The organism is Hoeflea sp. CAU 1731 (genome assembly GCF_039888615.1).
Taxonomy (GTDB): domain Bacteria; phylum Pseudomonadota; class Alphaproteobacteria; order Rhizobiales; family Rhizobiaceae; genus Flavimaribacter.
Genome location: NZ_JBDQQS010000001.1, coordinates 811,349 through 827,134 on the forward strand (window position 1 = coordinate 811,349; position 15,786 = coordinate 827,134).

At 58.4% G+C, this 15,786-nt stretch carries 12 protein-coding genes; 1 reads left to right on the forward strand and 11 read right to left on the reverse strand.

Going from position 1 to position 15,786, the window contains the following annotated elements:
* Window positions 1–67: 67 nt before the first annotated feature.
* The 11 genes from rpoC to AAFN47_RS03980 form a co-directional block, all read right to left on the reverse strand.
* Window positions 68–4,282, reverse strand: a complete 4,215-nt coding sequence (gene rpoC, locus AAFN47_RS03930; protein WP_499807890.1) for a DNA-directed RNA polymerase subunit beta' — start codon at window positions 4,280–4,282, stop codon at window positions 68–70.
* Between the two features lie 173 nt (window positions 4,283–4,455).
* Window positions 4,456–8,601: a DNA-directed RNA polymerase subunit beta gene (gene rpoB / locus AAFN47_RS03935; protein ID WP_499807891.1), complete on the reverse strand. Its 4,146-nt coding sequence runs from the start codon at window positions 8,599–8,601 to the stop codon at window positions 4,456–4,458.
* Between the two features lie 190 nt (window positions 8,602–8,791).
* On the reverse strand, window positions 8,792–9,169 hold the full coding sequence (rplL, locus tag AAFN47_RS03940) for a 50S ribosomal protein L7/L12 (RefSeq protein WP_499807892.1): 378 nt from the start codon (window positions 9,167–9,169) through the stop codon (window positions 8,792–8,794).
* Between the two features lie 55 nt (window positions 9,170–9,224).
* Window positions 9,225–9,812: a 50S ribosomal protein L10 gene (rplJ, locus tag AAFN47_RS03945; protein WP_499807893.1), complete on the reverse strand. Its 588-nt coding sequence runs from the start codon at window positions 9,810–9,812 to the stop codon at window positions 9,225–9,227.
* 255 nt (window positions 9,813–10,067) lie between these two features.
* Window positions 10,068–10,766 (reverse strand): 50S ribosomal protein L1, encoded by a 699-nt coding sequence (rplA, locus tag AAFN47_RS03950; protein ID WP_499807894.1) that lies wholly within the window; start codon window positions 10,764–10,766, stop codon window positions 10,068–10,070.
* A 4-nt stretch (window positions 10,767–10,770) separates the two neighbouring features.
* Window positions 10,771–11,199, reverse strand: a complete 429-nt coding sequence (gene rplK, locus AAFN47_RS03955) for a 50S ribosomal protein L11 (protein ID WP_499807895.1) — start codon at window positions 11,197–11,199, stop codon at window positions 10,771–10,773.
* A gap of 177 nt (window positions 11,200–11,376) precedes the next feature.
* The gene (gene nusG, locus AAFN47_RS03960; RefSeq protein ID WP_220227412.1) at window positions 11,377–11,907 is read right to left on the reverse strand and encodes a transcription termination/antitermination protein NusG; all 531 of its coding nucleotides are present in this window, start codon (window positions 11,905–11,907) and stop codon (window positions 11,377–11,379) included.
* Window positions 11,908–11,932: 25 nt separating this feature from the next.
* Window positions 11,933–12,133: a preprotein translocase subunit SecE gene (gene secE, locus AAFN47_RS03965; RefSeq protein ID WP_499807896.1), complete on the reverse strand. Its 201-nt coding sequence runs from the start codon at window positions 12,131–12,133 to the stop codon at window positions 11,933–11,935.
* Window positions 12,134–12,459: 326 nt separating this feature from the next.
* Window positions 12,460–13,065: an ATP-dependent Clp protease proteolytic subunit gene (locus tag AAFN47_RS03970; RefSeq protein ID WP_499807897.1), complete on the reverse strand. Its 606-nt coding sequence runs from the start codon at window positions 13,063–13,065 to the stop codon at window positions 12,460–12,462.
* A 40-nt stretch (window positions 13,066–13,105) separates the two neighbouring features.
* A complete protein-coding gene (locus tag AAFN47_RS03975; protein ID WP_499807898.1) occupies window positions 13,106–13,462 on the reverse strand; it encodes an SRPBCC family protein in 357 nt (118 codons plus the stop codon).
* On the reverse strand, window positions 13,459–13,824 hold the full coding sequence (locus tag AAFN47_RS03980) for an ArsR/SmtB family transcription factor (RefSeq protein ID WP_499807947.1): 366 nt from the start codon (window positions 13,822–13,824) through the stop codon (window positions 13,459–13,461). The genes AAFN47_RS03975 and AAFN47_RS03980 overlap by 4 nt, the downstream gene beginning before the upstream one ends.
* A gap of 182 nt (window positions 13,825–14,006) precedes the next feature.
* Between AAFN47_RS03980 and AAFN47_RS03985 the strand changes: the two genes are divergently transcribed.
* Window positions 14,007–15,782: a B12-binding domain-containing radical SAM protein gene (locus AAFN47_RS03985; protein WP_499807899.1), complete on the forward strand. Its 1,776-nt coding sequence runs from the start codon at window positions 14,007–14,009 to the stop codon at window positions 15,780–15,782.
* Window positions 15,783–15,786 lie beyond the last annotated feature (4 nt).

Genomic DNA, 15,786 nt, shown 5'->3' on the forward strand with positions numbered 1-15,786 from the left:
CCAAAAATGAAGAACCCGGCTCGCAAGAGCCGGGTTCTTTCAGTTTCAAAAAGGCGTTGCGGAGAAGCTATTCGCTCACCGGCGCCTCCGCCATGTCTCCGGAAACTCCGGTCAGCAACGGCAGAGCTTCTTCCGAGCCGGATTCCTTCTTGCGTTCCTCGAGAATGAGTTCGTCGCGCGAGCTTGCCACGCGACGGATCTGGTTCATCGCCCCGCCGGTGCCTGCAGGAATCAGGCGGCCAACAATGACGTTTTCCTTCAGACCCTGGAGGGCGTCCATCTTGCCGGCTACGGCGGCCTCTGTCAGCACCTTCGTGGTTTCCTGGAAGGAAGCCGCGGAGATGAAAGAAGGCGTCTGCAGCGAAGCCTTGGTTATGCCAAGCAGCACGGGATCGCCGAAGGCAGGTTTCTTGCCTTCTTCCTCGAGGCGTTCGTTGGCCAGTTCCAGCTCGATCCGGTCGACATTGTCGCCAACGATATAGGCGGAATCGCCCGAATCCGTGATCTCGATCTTCTGCAGCATCTGCCGAACGATGACCTCGATATGCTTGTCGTTGATGAGAACGCCCTGAAGCCGGTAGACTTCCTGGATCTCGTTGACGAGATAAGAGGCCAGAGCCTCGACGCCCTTGATCGCAAGAATGTCGTGCGGCGCAGGATTGCCGTCCAGAATATACTCGCCCTTTTCAATCGGGTCGCCGTCCTGAAGATGGAACGGCTTGCCCTTGGGGATGAGATATTCCGCAGGTTCGACGCCATCTTCCGACGGCTCGATCATGATGCGGCGCTTGTTCTTGTAGTCGCGTCCGAAACGGATCGTTCCGTCGATCTCGGCGATGATGGCGTGATCCTTCGGACGACGGGCCTCGAACAGCTCGGCGACGCGCGGCAGACCACCGGTGATGTCCTTGGTCTTGGCGCTTTCCATCGGAACACGCGCAAGAACGTCGCCTTCCGAAACCTTCTGGCCGGGCTCGACCGAAAGAATGGCGTCCACCGACAACATGAAGCGCGCTTCGCCGCCACGGGCAAGCTTGGCGATCTTGCCATTCTTGTCCTTGATGACGATCGCGGGCTTCAGATCAACGCCGCGCGGCGTCGAGCGCCAGTCAATGACCTGACGCTTGGTGATTCCGGTCGTCTCGTCGGCCGATTCCGATACGGATACGCCATCGACGATATCCTCGAATTCGACCACGCCTGCGACTTCCGTCATCATCGGACGCGTATACGGGTCCCACTCGGCCAGGCGCTGGCCGCGCTTGACCACATCGCCATCGTCGACGAACAGACGCGAACCATAGGCGACGCGCTGCGACGACCGTTCGACATCCTGCTCGTCGAGGATCTGGACCGACATGCTGCGGCCCATGGCGACCAGATTGCCTCCGGAGTTGCGAAGGACGTTCCGGTTCTTGATCCTGACCTTGCCTTCGTAGGAGGCTTCAAGGAAGGACTGGTCCACAACCGTGGCGGTGCCGCCCAGGTGGAAGGTCCGCATGGTGAGCTGCGTGCCGGGTTCGCCGATCGACTGTGCGGCGATAACGCCGACGGCCTCGCCGATATTGACCGGCGTTCCGCGCGCCAGGTCGCGACCGTAGCAGGTGGCGCAGATGCCGTTCTGCATTTCACAGGTTAGGGCCGAACGGATTTTGACCGACTGGACGTTGGCGGCTTCGATGGCAACCACATCCGGTTCTTCGATCATCTTGCCGGAAGCGACGAGAACGTCGCCGGTCTGCGGATGCGTGATATCGTGCAGCGCCGTGCGGCCGAGGATACGCTGGCCGATAGAGGCGACCACCTGGCCGGCGTCGACGATGGCGGTCATCGTCAGACCCTTGTCCGTGCCGCAATCGACCTGTGTGACGATGCAATCCTGCGCGACGTCGACGAGACGACGGGTCAGGTAACCCGAGTTGGCCGTCTTCAACGCAGTGTCCGCCAGTCCCTTGCGGGCGCCGTGCGTGGAGTTGAAGTACTCATTGACCGTCAGGCCTTCCTTGAAGTTCGACGTGATCGGCGTTTCGATGATTTCGCCGGACGGCTTGGCCATGAGGCCGCGCATGCCGCCGAGCTGACGCATCTGGTTCGGAGAACCACGCGCGCCCGAATGGCTCATCATGTAGACCGAATTCATCGGCTTCTGGCGACCATTGTCGTCGAATTCAACAGCCTTGATGCGGGCCATCATTTCTTCCGCGACCTTCTCGGTGGCCTTGCCCCAGGCGTCCACGACCTTGTTGTACTTTTCGCCCTGGGTGATCAGGCCGTCATTGTACTGCTGCTCGTATTCCTTGACGAGCATTTCGGTGTCGTTGACGATCTCCGCCTTGGCGGCGGGAATGACCATGTCGTCCTTGCCGAAGGAAATGCCGGCGCGGCAGGCGTGGCCGAAGCCAAGCTGCATGATCCGGTCACAGAAAATGACCGTCTCTTTCTGACCGCAGTGGCGATAGACCGTGTCAATCATCCTGGAGATGTTCTTCTTGGTCATTTCCTGATTGCAGGTGTCGAAAGGCACCTTGACGTTCTTCGGCAGAAGCTCGCCAATGATCATGCGGCCAGGCGTCGTCTCGTAGATCGCCGACACCGGATTGCCTTCCTCGTCAACGGTCTTGAAGCGGCCCTTGATCTTGGAGTGCAGCGTGACGACCTTGTTTTCGAGCGCGTGATGCAACTCGCCCATATCGGCGAAGATCATGCCCTCGCCCGGCTCGTTCTCGTTCATGATCGAAAGATAGAAGAGACCGAGGACCATATCCTGGGACGGCACGATGATCGGTGCGCCGTTGGCCGGGTGCAGGATGTTGTTCGTCGACATCATCAGCACGCGGGCTTCGAGCTGCGCTTCGAGCGACAGCGGGACATGCACGGCCATCTGGTCGCCGTCAAAGTCGGCGTTGAACGCGGTGCAGACCAGCGGATGCAGCTGGATCGCCTTGCCTTCGACCAGCGTCGGCTCGAAGGCCTGGATGCCCAGCCTGTGCAGCGTCGGCGCACGGTTCAGGAGCACCGGATGCTCGCGGATAACCTCGTCGAGGATATCCCAGACTTCCGGTTTTTCCTTCTCGACCAGCTTCTTGGCCTGCTTGACGGTGGACGAATAGCCCTTCGCGTCGAGCCGCGCATAGATGAACGGCTTGAACAGTTCCAGCGCCATCTTCTTCGGCAGTCCGCACTGATGCAGCTTGAGCTCCGGACCGGTCACGATCACGGAACGGCCGGAATAGTCGACGCGCTTGCCGAGCAGGTTCTGACGAAAACGCCCCTGCTTGCCCTTCAGCATGTCGGAGAGCGATTTCAGCGGACGCTTGTTGGCGCCGGTGATCACCCTGCCCCGACGACCGTTGTCGAACAAGGCGTCAACGGACTCCTGCAGCATCCGCTTCTCGTTACGGATGATGATGCCGGGCGCGCGCAGTTCGATCAGCCGCTTCAGGCGGTTGTTACGGTTGATGACGCGCCGATAGAGGTCGTTGAGGTCGGAAGTCGCGAACCGGCCGCCGTCGAGCGGAACCAGCGGACGCAGGTCCGGCGGAATAACCGGGATGACCTTCATGATCATCCATTCCGGACGGTTGCCGGATTCAATGAAGTTCTCGACCAGTTTCAGCCGCTTCATCAGCTTCTTGGTCTTCAGTTCCGAACTCGTCGCAGCCAGTTCGTCGCGCAGGTCAACGGCGATCTTGTCGAGATCCATGCCAGCCAGCAGTTCGTAGATGGCTTCCGCGCCGATCATCGCCGTGAAAGCGTCTTCGCCGAACTCGTCAACGGCGATCATGAACTCTTCTTCCGACAGAAGCTGGTTCTCGCTTAGGGACGTGAGGCCCGGCTCGGTGACGATGTAATTTTCGAAATACAGAACGCGCTCGATATCCTTCAGCGTCATGTCGAGCAGCGTTCCAATGCGGCTCGGCAGAGACTTCAGGAACCAGATGTGAGCGACCGGGGCTGCAAGTTCGATATGGCCCATGCGCTCGCGGCGCACGCGCGACAGCGTGACTTCAACGCCGCACTTTTCGCAGATGATGCCCTTGTACTTCATGCGCTTGTACTTGCCGCAAAGACATTCGTAGTCCTTGATCGGTCCGAAAATGCGCGCGCAGAACAGTCCGTCGCGTTCCGGCTTGAACGTACGGTAGTTGATGGTTTCCGGCTTCTTGATCTCGCCGTAGGACCACGAAAGAATTTTTTCCGGAGACGCGATCGAAATCCGGATGGAATCGAACGTCTGGACCGGAGCCTGGGAGTTGAAAAGGTTCATGACCTCGTGGTTCATGCCTGTCTCCTTCGCGGGGTTCTACCCCTGTTTGGCGTCATGTCCGGCTGGTTCCGGAATCGGTGTCATGACGCCTGTATAAATCCTGTCTCTCGTTATGGCCATTTTGCGGCGATTGGATCCGCAATGGCTGGAACCGGCGCGCGTTTGCCTCCACGCGCGCCGGTTCATCATTATTCAGCCGCGTCGGGCAGTCTCTCGGCGCCCTGGTCTTCCGTCTCGACGCGGGTGTTTTCCAGCTCCACGTTGAGACCCAGAGACCGCATTTCCTTGACGAGAACGTTAAAGCTCTCCGGAATGCCGGCTTCGAAAGTATCGTCGCCGCGAACGATCGCCTCATAGACCTTGGTGCGTCCGGCCACGTCGTCGGACTTGACCGTCAACATTTCCTGCAAGGTATAGGCGGCGCCGTAGGCTTCAAGCGCCCAGACCTCCATTTCACCGAAGCGCTGGCCGCCGAACTGCGCCTTGCCGCCCAGCGGCTGCTGGGTGACGAGCGAGTAAGGTCCGATGGAACGGGCGTGGATCTTGTCGTCCACCAGGTGGTTCAGCTTCAGCATGTAGATGTAGCCGACCGTGACCTGGCGGTCGAAAGTTTCGCCCGTGCGGCCGTCATAAAGCGTCGACTGACCGGTTTCATTGAACCCGGCGCTTGCGAGCATCTCGTTGACGTCCATTTCCACTGCGCCGTCGAAGACCGGAGTAGCGATTGACACGCCGCGCTTTGTCTGCTCGGCCAGCCTGACGATGGAATCGTCGTCATAGTCCTTGATCGGCTCGGCCTTAGGACCGGCGCCCATCACGTCTTCCATCGTGTCGCGGAGCGGCTTGATATCGCCGCCTTCCTTGTAGCCTTCGAGCAACTTGCCGATCTTGTTGCCCATGCCGGCGCAAGCCCAGCCCAGATGGGTTTCAAGAATCTGTCCGACGTTCATGCGCGACGGCACGCCGAGCGGGTTCAGAACGATATCGACATGCGTGCCGTCTTCGAGGAACGGCATGTCCTCGATCGGAACGATGCGCGAGATCACGCCCTTGTTGCCGTGACGTCCGGCCATCTTGTCGCCAGGCTGAACCTTGCGTTTAACGGCGACGAACACCTTGACCATCTTCATGACGCCGGGCGGCATCTCGTCTCCGCGCTGGACCTTTTCGACCTTGTCCATGAAGCGCTGTTCCAGCCGCTTCTTGGATTCGTCGTACTGGGTGCGCAGGCTTTCGATCTCGCCCTGCAGCTTTTCGTCTTCGACGGCGAACATCCACCACTGCGAACGCGGATATTCCTGAATGGTTTCCGTGTCGAGTTTTCCGCCCTTTTTGAAACCTTTTGGTCCGGCGACAACAGTCTTGCCTTCCAGCATGTCGGAAAGACGTCCGTAGACGTTGCGATCGAGGATCGCCTGTTCGTCGTCGCGGTCTTTTGCGAGACGCTCGATTTCCTCGCGCTCGATCGCCATCGCGCGCTCGTCCTTTTCCACGCCATGGCGGTTGAAGACGCGCACTTCGACGACCGTTCCGAAAGTGCCGGGCGGCATCCGCATGGAGGTGTCGCGAACATCGGAAGCCTTTTCACCGAAGATCGCGCGAAGCAGCTTCTCTTCCGGCGTCATCGGGCTTTCGCCCTTCGGCGTGATCTTGCCGACCAGGATGTCGCCCGGAGCGACTTCTGCTCCGATGTAGACGATGCCCGCCTCGTCAAGATTCTTCAGAGCCTCTTCAGACACGTTCGGAATGTCGCGAGTGATCTCTTCCGGTCCAAGTTTGGTGTCGCGCGCCATGACTTCGAATTCGTCGATGTGGATCGACGTGAAGACGTCATCACGCACAATGCGCTCGGACAGAAGGATCGAGTCCTCGTAGTTGTAGCCGTTCCAGGGCATGAACGCGACGAGCACGTTGCGACCAAGCGCAAGATCGCCCAGATCCGTTGACGGACCGTCGGCGATGATGTCGCCCTTCTCGATCCGGTCGCCCACATTGACCAGCGGACGCTGGTTGATGCAGGTGTTCTGGTTCGAGCGCTGGAATTTCTGCAGCGTGTAGATGTCGACGCCGGACTTGGAAGGATCGAGTTCCTCGGTCGCCCGGATAACGACACGCGTCGCGTCCACCTGATCGACAACGCCGGTCCGGTGCGCGGCAATGGCCGCGCCGGAATCGCGCGCCACGATCGGCTCCATGCCGGTTCCCACGAACGGCGCTTCGGCGCGGACGAGGGGAACGGCCTGACGCTGCATGTTCGAGCCCATGAGGGCGCGGTTGGCGTCGTCGTTTTCAAGGAACGGGATCAGGGCGGCGGCGACAGAGACAACCTGCTTCGGCGAAACGTCCATCAGGTCGATCGTTTCGCGCGGAGCAAGCATCACGTCTCCGGCATGGCGGCAGACGACGAACTCGTCAGCAAACGATCCGTCTTCCGTCAGAACAGCATTGGCCTGAGCAACGTGGTACTTGGCCTCTTCCATGGCCGACAGATACAGCACTTCGTTGGTGACCTTACCGTCGGAAATCCGGCGGTAGGGGCTCTCGATGAAGCCGTATTTGTTGACGCGGGCAAAGGTCGCGAGCGAGTTGATCAGTCCGATATTCGGACCTTCCGGCGTTTCGATCGGACAGATGCGGCCGTAGTGCGTCGGATGCACGTCGCGAACCTCGAAGCCCGCGCGTTCACGCGTCAGACCACCCGGTCCAAGCGCCGAAAGACGCCGCTTGTGCGTGATTTCCGAAAGCGGATTGACCTGGTCCATGAACTGAGAAAGCTGCGAGGAACCGAAGAACTCACGCACGGCGGCGGCCGCCGGCTTGGCGTTGATCAGGTCCTGCGGCATCACGGTGTCGATCTCGATGGACGACATGCGCTCCTTGATGGCGCGTTCCATGCGCAGCAGACCCAGACGGTACTGGTTCTCCATCAGTTCGCCGACCGAACGCACGCGGCGATTGCCGAGATTGTCGATGTCGTCGATCTCGCCCTTGCCGTCACGCAATTCGACAAGCGTCTTGACCACGGCAAGAATATCCTCCTTGCGCAGGACGCGAACGGTGTCTTCGGCGTCCAGATCGAGACGCATGTTCATCTTCACGCGACCGACCGAAGAAAGGTCGTAACGCTCCGGATCGAAGAACAGAGACGTGAACATCGCCTCCGCCGATTCCATTGTGGGCGGTTCGCCCGGGCGCATGACACGGTAGATGTCGAACAGCGCGTCCTGGCGATCTTCGTTCTTGTCGGCCGAAAGCGTGTTGCGAATGTAGGCGCCGACATTGACGTGGTCGATGTCGAGAATCGGCAGTTCGGTGAAACCGGCCTCGATCACGACAGGCAGCGTCTTCTCGTCGATTTCGTCACCGGCTTCGAGATAGATCTCGCCGGTTTCCAGGTTCACGATATCATTTGCGAGATAAGTGCCGTAAAGGTCCTCGTCGGTGGCGCGAAGCGCCTTGACGCCTTTCTCGGTCAGCTGTTTCAGGAAGCGCGGCGTGAGCTTCTTGCCGGCTTCAGCCACAACTTCGCCGCTGTCGGCGTCGACAAGCTCGATAATGGTCTTGTTGCCCTTCAGCGCATCAGGCTGGAACGGGATACGCCATCCCTCGCCCTCGCGCGAATAAACGGAGTGGCTGTAGAACATGTCGAGGATATCCTCACCGTCCATGCCGAGCGCCATAAGCAGCGAGGTCGCCGGAATTTTGCGGCGACGATCGATACGCGCATGGACAACGTCCTTGGCGTCGAACTCGATGTCGAGCCAGGAACCACGATAGGGAATGACGCGAGCAGCGAACAGCAGCTTGCCGGAAGAATGGCTCTTTCCCTTGTCATGGTCGAAGAAGACGCCGGGCGAACGGTGCATCTGCGAGACAATGACGCGTTCCGTGCCGTTGACGATAAAGGTGCCATTGTCGGTCATGAGCGGCATGTCGCCCATGTAGACGTTCTGTTCCTTGATGTCCTTGATGGACTTCGCGCCGGTTTCTTCGTCAATATCGAACACGATAAGACGCAGCGTCACTTTCAGCGGCGCAGCATAGGTCAGATCGCGCTGACGGCATTCTTCGACGTCGAACTTCGGCGGTTCGAATTCGTAGGAGACGAATTCCAGCATGGATGCGCCGGAAAAGTCGGAGATCGGGAATACGGATTTGAAGACAGCCTGCAGCCCCTCGTCCGGTCGACCGCCCTCGGGCTCGTCAACCATGAGAAACTGGTCGTAGGACGCCTTTTGAACCTCGATGAGGTTCGGCATTTCTGCGACTTCGGGAATTTTACCAAAAAACTTACGTACGCGCCTGCGACCATTAAACGAAAGGGTCTGAGCCATCGGAGCTCCTTCGTATCTTGCATTCGGGCCTGCACCGGACGAAGCCGCTGGCCAGGGGACTTCGCAAAAAACGGGTCTTTGAGAACCCATTACCCAAGGACCCATTTCGGGCTCTTGGGTAATCAGTTCAGGGTTTTCCTGAAGCGGCGCGGAACGGGAAATCCCGCACCGCGCCGAAACGGAAAAACCGTTATTTAAGCTCGACTTTAGCGCCTGCTTCTTCGAGCTTCTTCTTGATTTCCTCGGCTTCCGCCTTGGCAACGCCTTCCTTGACAGGCTTCGGCGCGCCTTCGACCAGATCCTTGGCTTCCTTCAGTCCAAGGCCGGTGATCGCACGGACTTCCTTGATCACGTTGATCTTCTTGTCGCCGGCTTCGGCGAGAACAACGTCAAATTCGTCCTTTTCTTCAGCAGCAGCGGCTTCGCCGGCGCCGCCTGCAGCAGCAGCAACCGCTACCGGCGCGGCAGCAGAAACGCCCCAATGCTCCTCGAGCATCTTCGAAAGCTCTGCAGCTTCCAGGACTGTAAGGTTCGAGAGGTCTTCTACAATCTTGGCAAGATCAGCCATTTTTCAGTTTCCTTAGGTTCGGTTCGAACTGGTTCGTATTACAGCGAAGGTCCGCCTAGGCGGCTTCGTCCTTCTGGGCATAAGCGTTAATGACGCGTGCGAGCTGACCCGCAGGCGCACTGACAACCTGTGCGATGCGCGTGGCCGGCGTGTTGATCATGCCGACAATCTTCGCACGCAGCTCGTCGATGGACGGAAGCGAGGCAAGGGCCTTCACGCCGACTTCGTCGAGAACGGTTGCCCCCATCGCGCCACCCAGAACAACGAGCTTCTCGTTGCTCTTGGCGAACTCGACGGCGACTTTCGGAGCTGTAACCGGGTCTTCGCTGTAGGCGATGACCGTCTGTCCCTGGAAAAGATCTGTTATCTTTTCCGACTCCGTGCCCTGAAGAGCAATTTTGGCCAGGCGATTCTTCGCGACCTTTACCGTGCCGCCAGCGTCACGCATCTTCGAACGAAGATCGTTCATTTGCGCGACCGACAGACCGGTATAGTGGGCCACGACCACAGAGCCCGATGTCTTGAAGACTTCGTTCAGCGTCGTGACGAATTCGCGTTTTTCCGCTCTTTCCACTGCCACTCTCCAGTTGACAGGTTCGACTATTCGAAACCTGTCGGGTTTTGCCTTGCCGCCCGGAGCCATTTACGACCCGCAAGCGACGCTTGAGGATCCTGTCCCCTCGAACCGGACCGAAATCCAGGCACAAGGCAAAGAAGGTTCGAACCGAATACCGGGCGCCAGGCCCGAAATTTCCGTTCTTACCCGTCTCATGCAGGCCAAGTGATTAAGGAGAACCACCTGCAATCTCGGACAGGAATTCCGGACCGAAGTCCGGATTTTCGACCCGAAGGCCGAAACTTTTGCGCCGGCCGAAACCGGCGTAAAATTCTTTCAAACTCAGGCGGATCCGATGGTCGACGGATCGACCTTCACGCCTGAACCCATTGTCGACGACAGGGCGATGCGCTTGAGGTAGCTGCCCTTTGCACCCGTCGGCTTCGCCTTGATGACGGCGTCGGCGAATGCGCGGATATTTTCCTCGATCGCCTTGGCGTCGAACGACGCCTTGCCGACGCCCGCATGGATGATGCCGGCCTTCTCGACGCGAAACTCTACGGCGCCGCCCTTGGAAGCTCCGACAGCCGCCTTCACGTCCATCGTCACCGTGCCAACCTTCGGATTGGGCATAAGGCCGCGCGGACCCAGCACCTTGCCGAGGCGACCGACGAGCGGCATCATGTCCGGCGTCGCGATACAGCGATCGAAATCGATCTGACCGCCCTGCACGGCCTCGACCAGATCTTCCGCTCCAACGATATCGGCGCCGGCTTCCTTGGCTTCTTCCGCCTTCGCGTCGCGTGCAAATACGGCGACCCGTACGGAACGCCCGGTGCCATGCGGCAGGCTGACGACGCCACGGACCATCTGGTCGGCATGACGCGGATCAACACCCAGATTCATTGCGACGTCGATGGTTTCATCGAATTTGGCGGTCGCCCGCTCCTTGACCATCGACACTGCTTCAGTGAGGTCATAAAGGCGCGTATTATCAATACCTTCGCGAACACTCTTCGTGCGTTTTGCTAATTTGGCCATCGTCTCAACCCTTGACTTCCAGCCCCATGGAGCGGGCGGAGCCCTCAACCATGGCCATTGCGCCCTCGATATCGGCCGCGTTCAGGTCCTTCATCTTCGCTTCAGCGATGCTGCGGACCTTGTCGCGGGTGATGCTGCCTGCGACCTTACGGCCAGGCTCGCTCGATCCGGACTTCAGCTTTGCTTCCTTCTTGAGGAAATAGCTGACAGGAGGCTGCTTCATCGTGAAGGTGAAGGACTTGTCCTGGTAGTAAGTAATGATGCACGGAATCGGAACGCTCTTTTCCATTTCCTGCGTGGCGGCGTTGAACGCCTTGCAGAATTCCATGATATTGATGCCACGCTGACCAAGCGCCGGCCCGATCGGCGGCGACGGGTTCGCCGCACCTGCCGGCACCTGCAGTTTCAGCTGACCTGCAACTTTTTTAGCCATGCTACTCTCTGCCTATTTTAGACCGACCGAGGCCAGTCATGATTGGGGACTGGCGTCGGAGCCCCGACCCTGTCCGATTGCCGGCTTCCCGGCGGCTGCGGTTGCGTGGTGCGGTCGACATGGCTGGCTTGGCCAGACTTCCTCCCACGCGCAAGACGGCTTGCGCCGCCGTAGCTATCAGACCTTCTCGACCTGACCGTATTCCAATTCGACCGGCGTCGCCCGACCGAAGATGGATACTTCCACCTTGAGGCGCGAACGCTCTTCATCGACTTCCTGCACCGTTCCCGAGAAGGACGCGAAAGGTCCGTCCGCAACGCGGATTTGCTCTCCGATCTCGAAGGAGATCGACGGCTTCGGCCGATCAACGCCTTCCTGGACCTGCGTCAGAATACGCTCGGCCTCGGAATCGGGAATCGGCACCGGCTTGTTGTCCGAACCAAGAAAACCGGTCACTTTCGGCGTGTTCTTGATCAGATGATAAGCGTCATCCGTCAAATCCGCGCGAACCATGACATAGCCGGGGAAGAACTTGCGCTCGGAGTCGACCTTGCGGCCGCGTCGCACTTCCACGACCTTTTCGGTCGGCACCAGGATCTTCTCGAACAGATGATCCAATCCCTTGGCCTTCGCCTGCTCCTCGATGGATTCAGCGACCTTTTTCTCAAAATTCGAATAAGCGTGCACGATATACCAGCGCGCTGCCATTACTTTCTCCCGCCTCGCGCCCGTATCAACCGCCGACATTCAGAATCCAGCCCACAACGAAGCCGAGAGCCTGATCCGCCACAAAGAAAAATATAGCGGCAAGAAACACCATAATAAGCACCATGATCGTCGAGATCATGGTCTCCCGCCTCGAAGGCCACGTCACTTTTGACGTTTCGGAGCGTACCTGCTGCAGAAACGTAAAGGGGTTGGTTTTTGATGCCATGTGCCGCTCACGCGTTTACGGCGCGTAAAAAGGACCCGTCAGTCCCACGCGCCGCGTGTCTGTTTCCACTCTTAATAGTCGTCGATTCGAAAATTCACAAGAGCCTATCTGGAATTATTGCAATAAAATAATCCCACGTCCAAGTCAAATCGAGACCGGCGCCGGTTACACTCTCACCTTCGATGTCGAGAAATCCTATACCAGCAAAACTTCCCAAGGCAAAGAGGCCAGCCGCCATGTTTTCACGACGCCGTGATCTGATCGACGCCAACGCCGCTCTACGCACGTCGTAGATCGAAAGCGATATGGGGATTCAGACAAGAAATTCAAGCGGCCTCGGCCCGCCGGGCCAGCACGCCGTCTATCAAGCCCCACGCCAACGCTTCATCCGGCGACATGAAATGATCGCGATCGAGCGTGCGCTCCACCTCTTCATACGTCCGACCGCAATGCGCCGCATAGAGTCTGGTGATGCGTTGCTTCGTATTCCGGATGTCTTCGGCGTGAATCATGATATCCGACGCCTGCCCCTGAAATCCGCCCAAGGGCTGATGAACGTGAAGACTGGCGTTGGGCAGCGCCATCCGGTGTCCCGGTTCTCCGGCCATCAGAAGGAAGGACCCCATCGAGCGAGCCGTCCCCATGCATAATGTGTGAACCGGCGCCTTGATGAACTGCATCGTGTCGTAGATCGCGAAACCGCTGGTCACCACCCCGCCAGGCGAATTTATATAGAGGTTGATCGGCTTTTCGGGATTTTCGGCCTCCAGCAACAACAACTGGGCGCAAACCAGAGCCGATATTGTGTCATTGACCTCACCGTTGAGGAACACGATGCGCTCGCGCAGGAGCCTCGAATAGATATCGAAAGAGCGATCTCCACGGCTGGATTGCTCCACGACCATGGGAACGAATTGCGTTGTTCCGCTCATCATTTTCTCCTGTATCCCGCCATGCGGCGGCGCCTTTTGATCAGGCCGCTCGCAACAGACATCCTTTATTGCAATTGGCTGCAACGGGCGGCTTGCGCCCTGCCCCTGCTTCCGGCGCCTGATGAATGATTCTCAATCGCGTTCCACCCCGGAAATCAGACCGGATCTGAAATGTGACCGTGCTTGAAGCCGACGACTGACCATCGTCCCGCATTCGGAAGCTTATTTCCTCGCCAGGCGTCTCGGCGATCGGTTGCGCCTCTTCAAGATCGCTGTTCGGCAACCATTCGGCGCGGAACTCATCGACAGAGATCGCCCGCCAGACCTTTTCCGGCGAAGCATCAAGGCAGTAATCGAAAACCAATTCCTTCAGCGGCCACTTCTTCGAATGCGTCATTGATCCATTTCCTTCAACAAGGCCTTGAGGGCGTCGACACGCGCCGGCCAGTAGGCGCGGTATTTCGCAAGCCAGTCGGCAATCTGGACCAACCCGTCCGGGTTGACCTCGTAGTTGACGTAGCGCCCCCGCCGTTCTTCACGGACGAGATGTGCATTGCGCAAGACCGACAGGTGTTGGGACATGGCGGGCTGACTGATGTCCATGCCTTCCCGCAGCGCACTGGCGTTCATGCTTCCATCCGCCAGTTTTTCAAAAATTGCGCGGCGCGTCGGATCAGCCAACGCTTTGAAGACGTTATTCCCGTTCATTCGGATACATAAGCATACACTTATCTGATTCGCAACTCTCCTGCAGGCCATCTTCATAATTTGCCCATCACTTGATTGCCTCAACGGCGCGCCATATCTGGCGGACAGACGCGGATCTCGAAATTCTGAAGATTTGATGGTCGATATTATCGGCAAAAACGAATATAGTGCCGCGAAGACTTTGCATCGCTTGATACTCGATGTCCGCGAAATCCAGTTACAGGGACCGTTACTTGGCAGACACCAAACAAGCCAGACGTCGCTTCCAGCTCATCCTGATCAAACCGTCACATTACGATGACGACGGCTACGTCATTCGCTGGTGGCGCGCCATGATCCCATCGAATTCCCTTGCCGCCGTCTACGGGATTGCCGCCGACTGCGCGGAGCGTCGTGTCCTCGGAGAAGATGTCGACATAGACATCACCATCATCGACGAAACCAACACGCGCGTCAAAATCAAATCGCTGCTCAAGACGCTGCGCCAGAACAAAAATTTTGGGATGGTCGCCCTTGTCGGCGTTCAATCGAACCAGTACCCGCGCGCCCTTGATATTGCGCGGCCGTTTCGAGACGCCGGCGTTCCGGTCGCCATGGGCGGCTTCCATATTTCCGGTTGCCTGGCGATGCTCGACGGAAAGGCCATCGAACTGGACGCCTGTCGCGATCTCGGCATTGCCATGTTCGCCGGAGAAGCGGAAGGTCGATTGGACCAGGTGCTGATCGACGCCGCCGAAAACAAGCTCCAGCCAGTCTACAATTTCATGAACGATCTGCCGGGACTCAATGAGACGCCCGTGCCAATTCTTCCAAAGGTCAACGTCAAGCGTACGCTGGGACTCAGCACAAGTTTCGATGCCGGTCGCGGCTGCCCGTACCAATGTTCCTTCTGCACGATCATCAATGTTCAGGGACGCAAGTCACGGTTCCGTTCAGCCGATGACATAGAAGAGATCGTGCGTCTCAACTGGGAACAGGGAATCAGCAAGTTCTTCATCACGGACGACAACTTCGCCCGGAACAGACACTGGGAAGCGATCTTCGACAGGCTGATATTGCTGCGTGAGCGCGACGGCATTCCCATCGGATTGATGATTCAGGTCGACACGCTCTGCCACAAGATCGAGAATTTCATCGAAAAGGCCAAGCGCGCCGGCATGACGCGCGTTTTCATCGGCCTCGAGAATGTCAATCCTGACAATCTGGCGAGCGCGAAGAAACGCCAAAACAAGATTACTGAATACCGCAAGATGCTTTTGGCCTGGAAGGATCAAGGCATCATTACCATGGCCGGATACATTCTTGGTTTCCCTTCCGACACGCCGGAATCGATACGCCGGGATATCGAAATCATCCAGGAGGAACTGCCGCTCGATATCATCGAATTCTTCCTGCTTACGCCCCTGCCCGGCTCCGAGGACCATCAGAAACTGTGGAACCAGGGCATCGCCATGGAGCCCGATCTCAATATCTACGATCTCGAGCATGTCTGCACCGCGCATGAGAAGATGAGCAACGAGGAATTCAAGGCCATCTACGAGGAGGCCTGGTCGCTTTACTATTCGAAGGAACACACGCTCACATTGCTGCGCCGCGCCGCCGGATCGGGCGTTCCGCTGTTCCGACTGCTCAAGGTGCTTTTCACTTTCAAAACGACGGTTCCGCTGGAACGCGTTCATCCGTTGCAGAGCGGCGTCCTCCGGCTCAAGCATCCCGACGAGCGTCGACACGGCCTGCCTCGTGAACATCCCGTCGTGTTCTGGCCGCGCTACGTCGGCGAGACGGTTGTGAAGCACGGCCGGATCCTGCGCGCAATCGTAGATCTTCTGCTGCTTGCTCGAACCGTAAAGCGCGACCCGAATGCAGCGCACTACACCGACAAGGCGATGACAGCGGTCACCGACGACGAAGACAGTTCATTCGATCTGCTGACGCAAACGCGCGGCGCGCAGCAGGCCGTTGCGCATACCCGCAAGGTCAGAGAACTGGTGAGCGCCGTAAACGGTTGAGCCT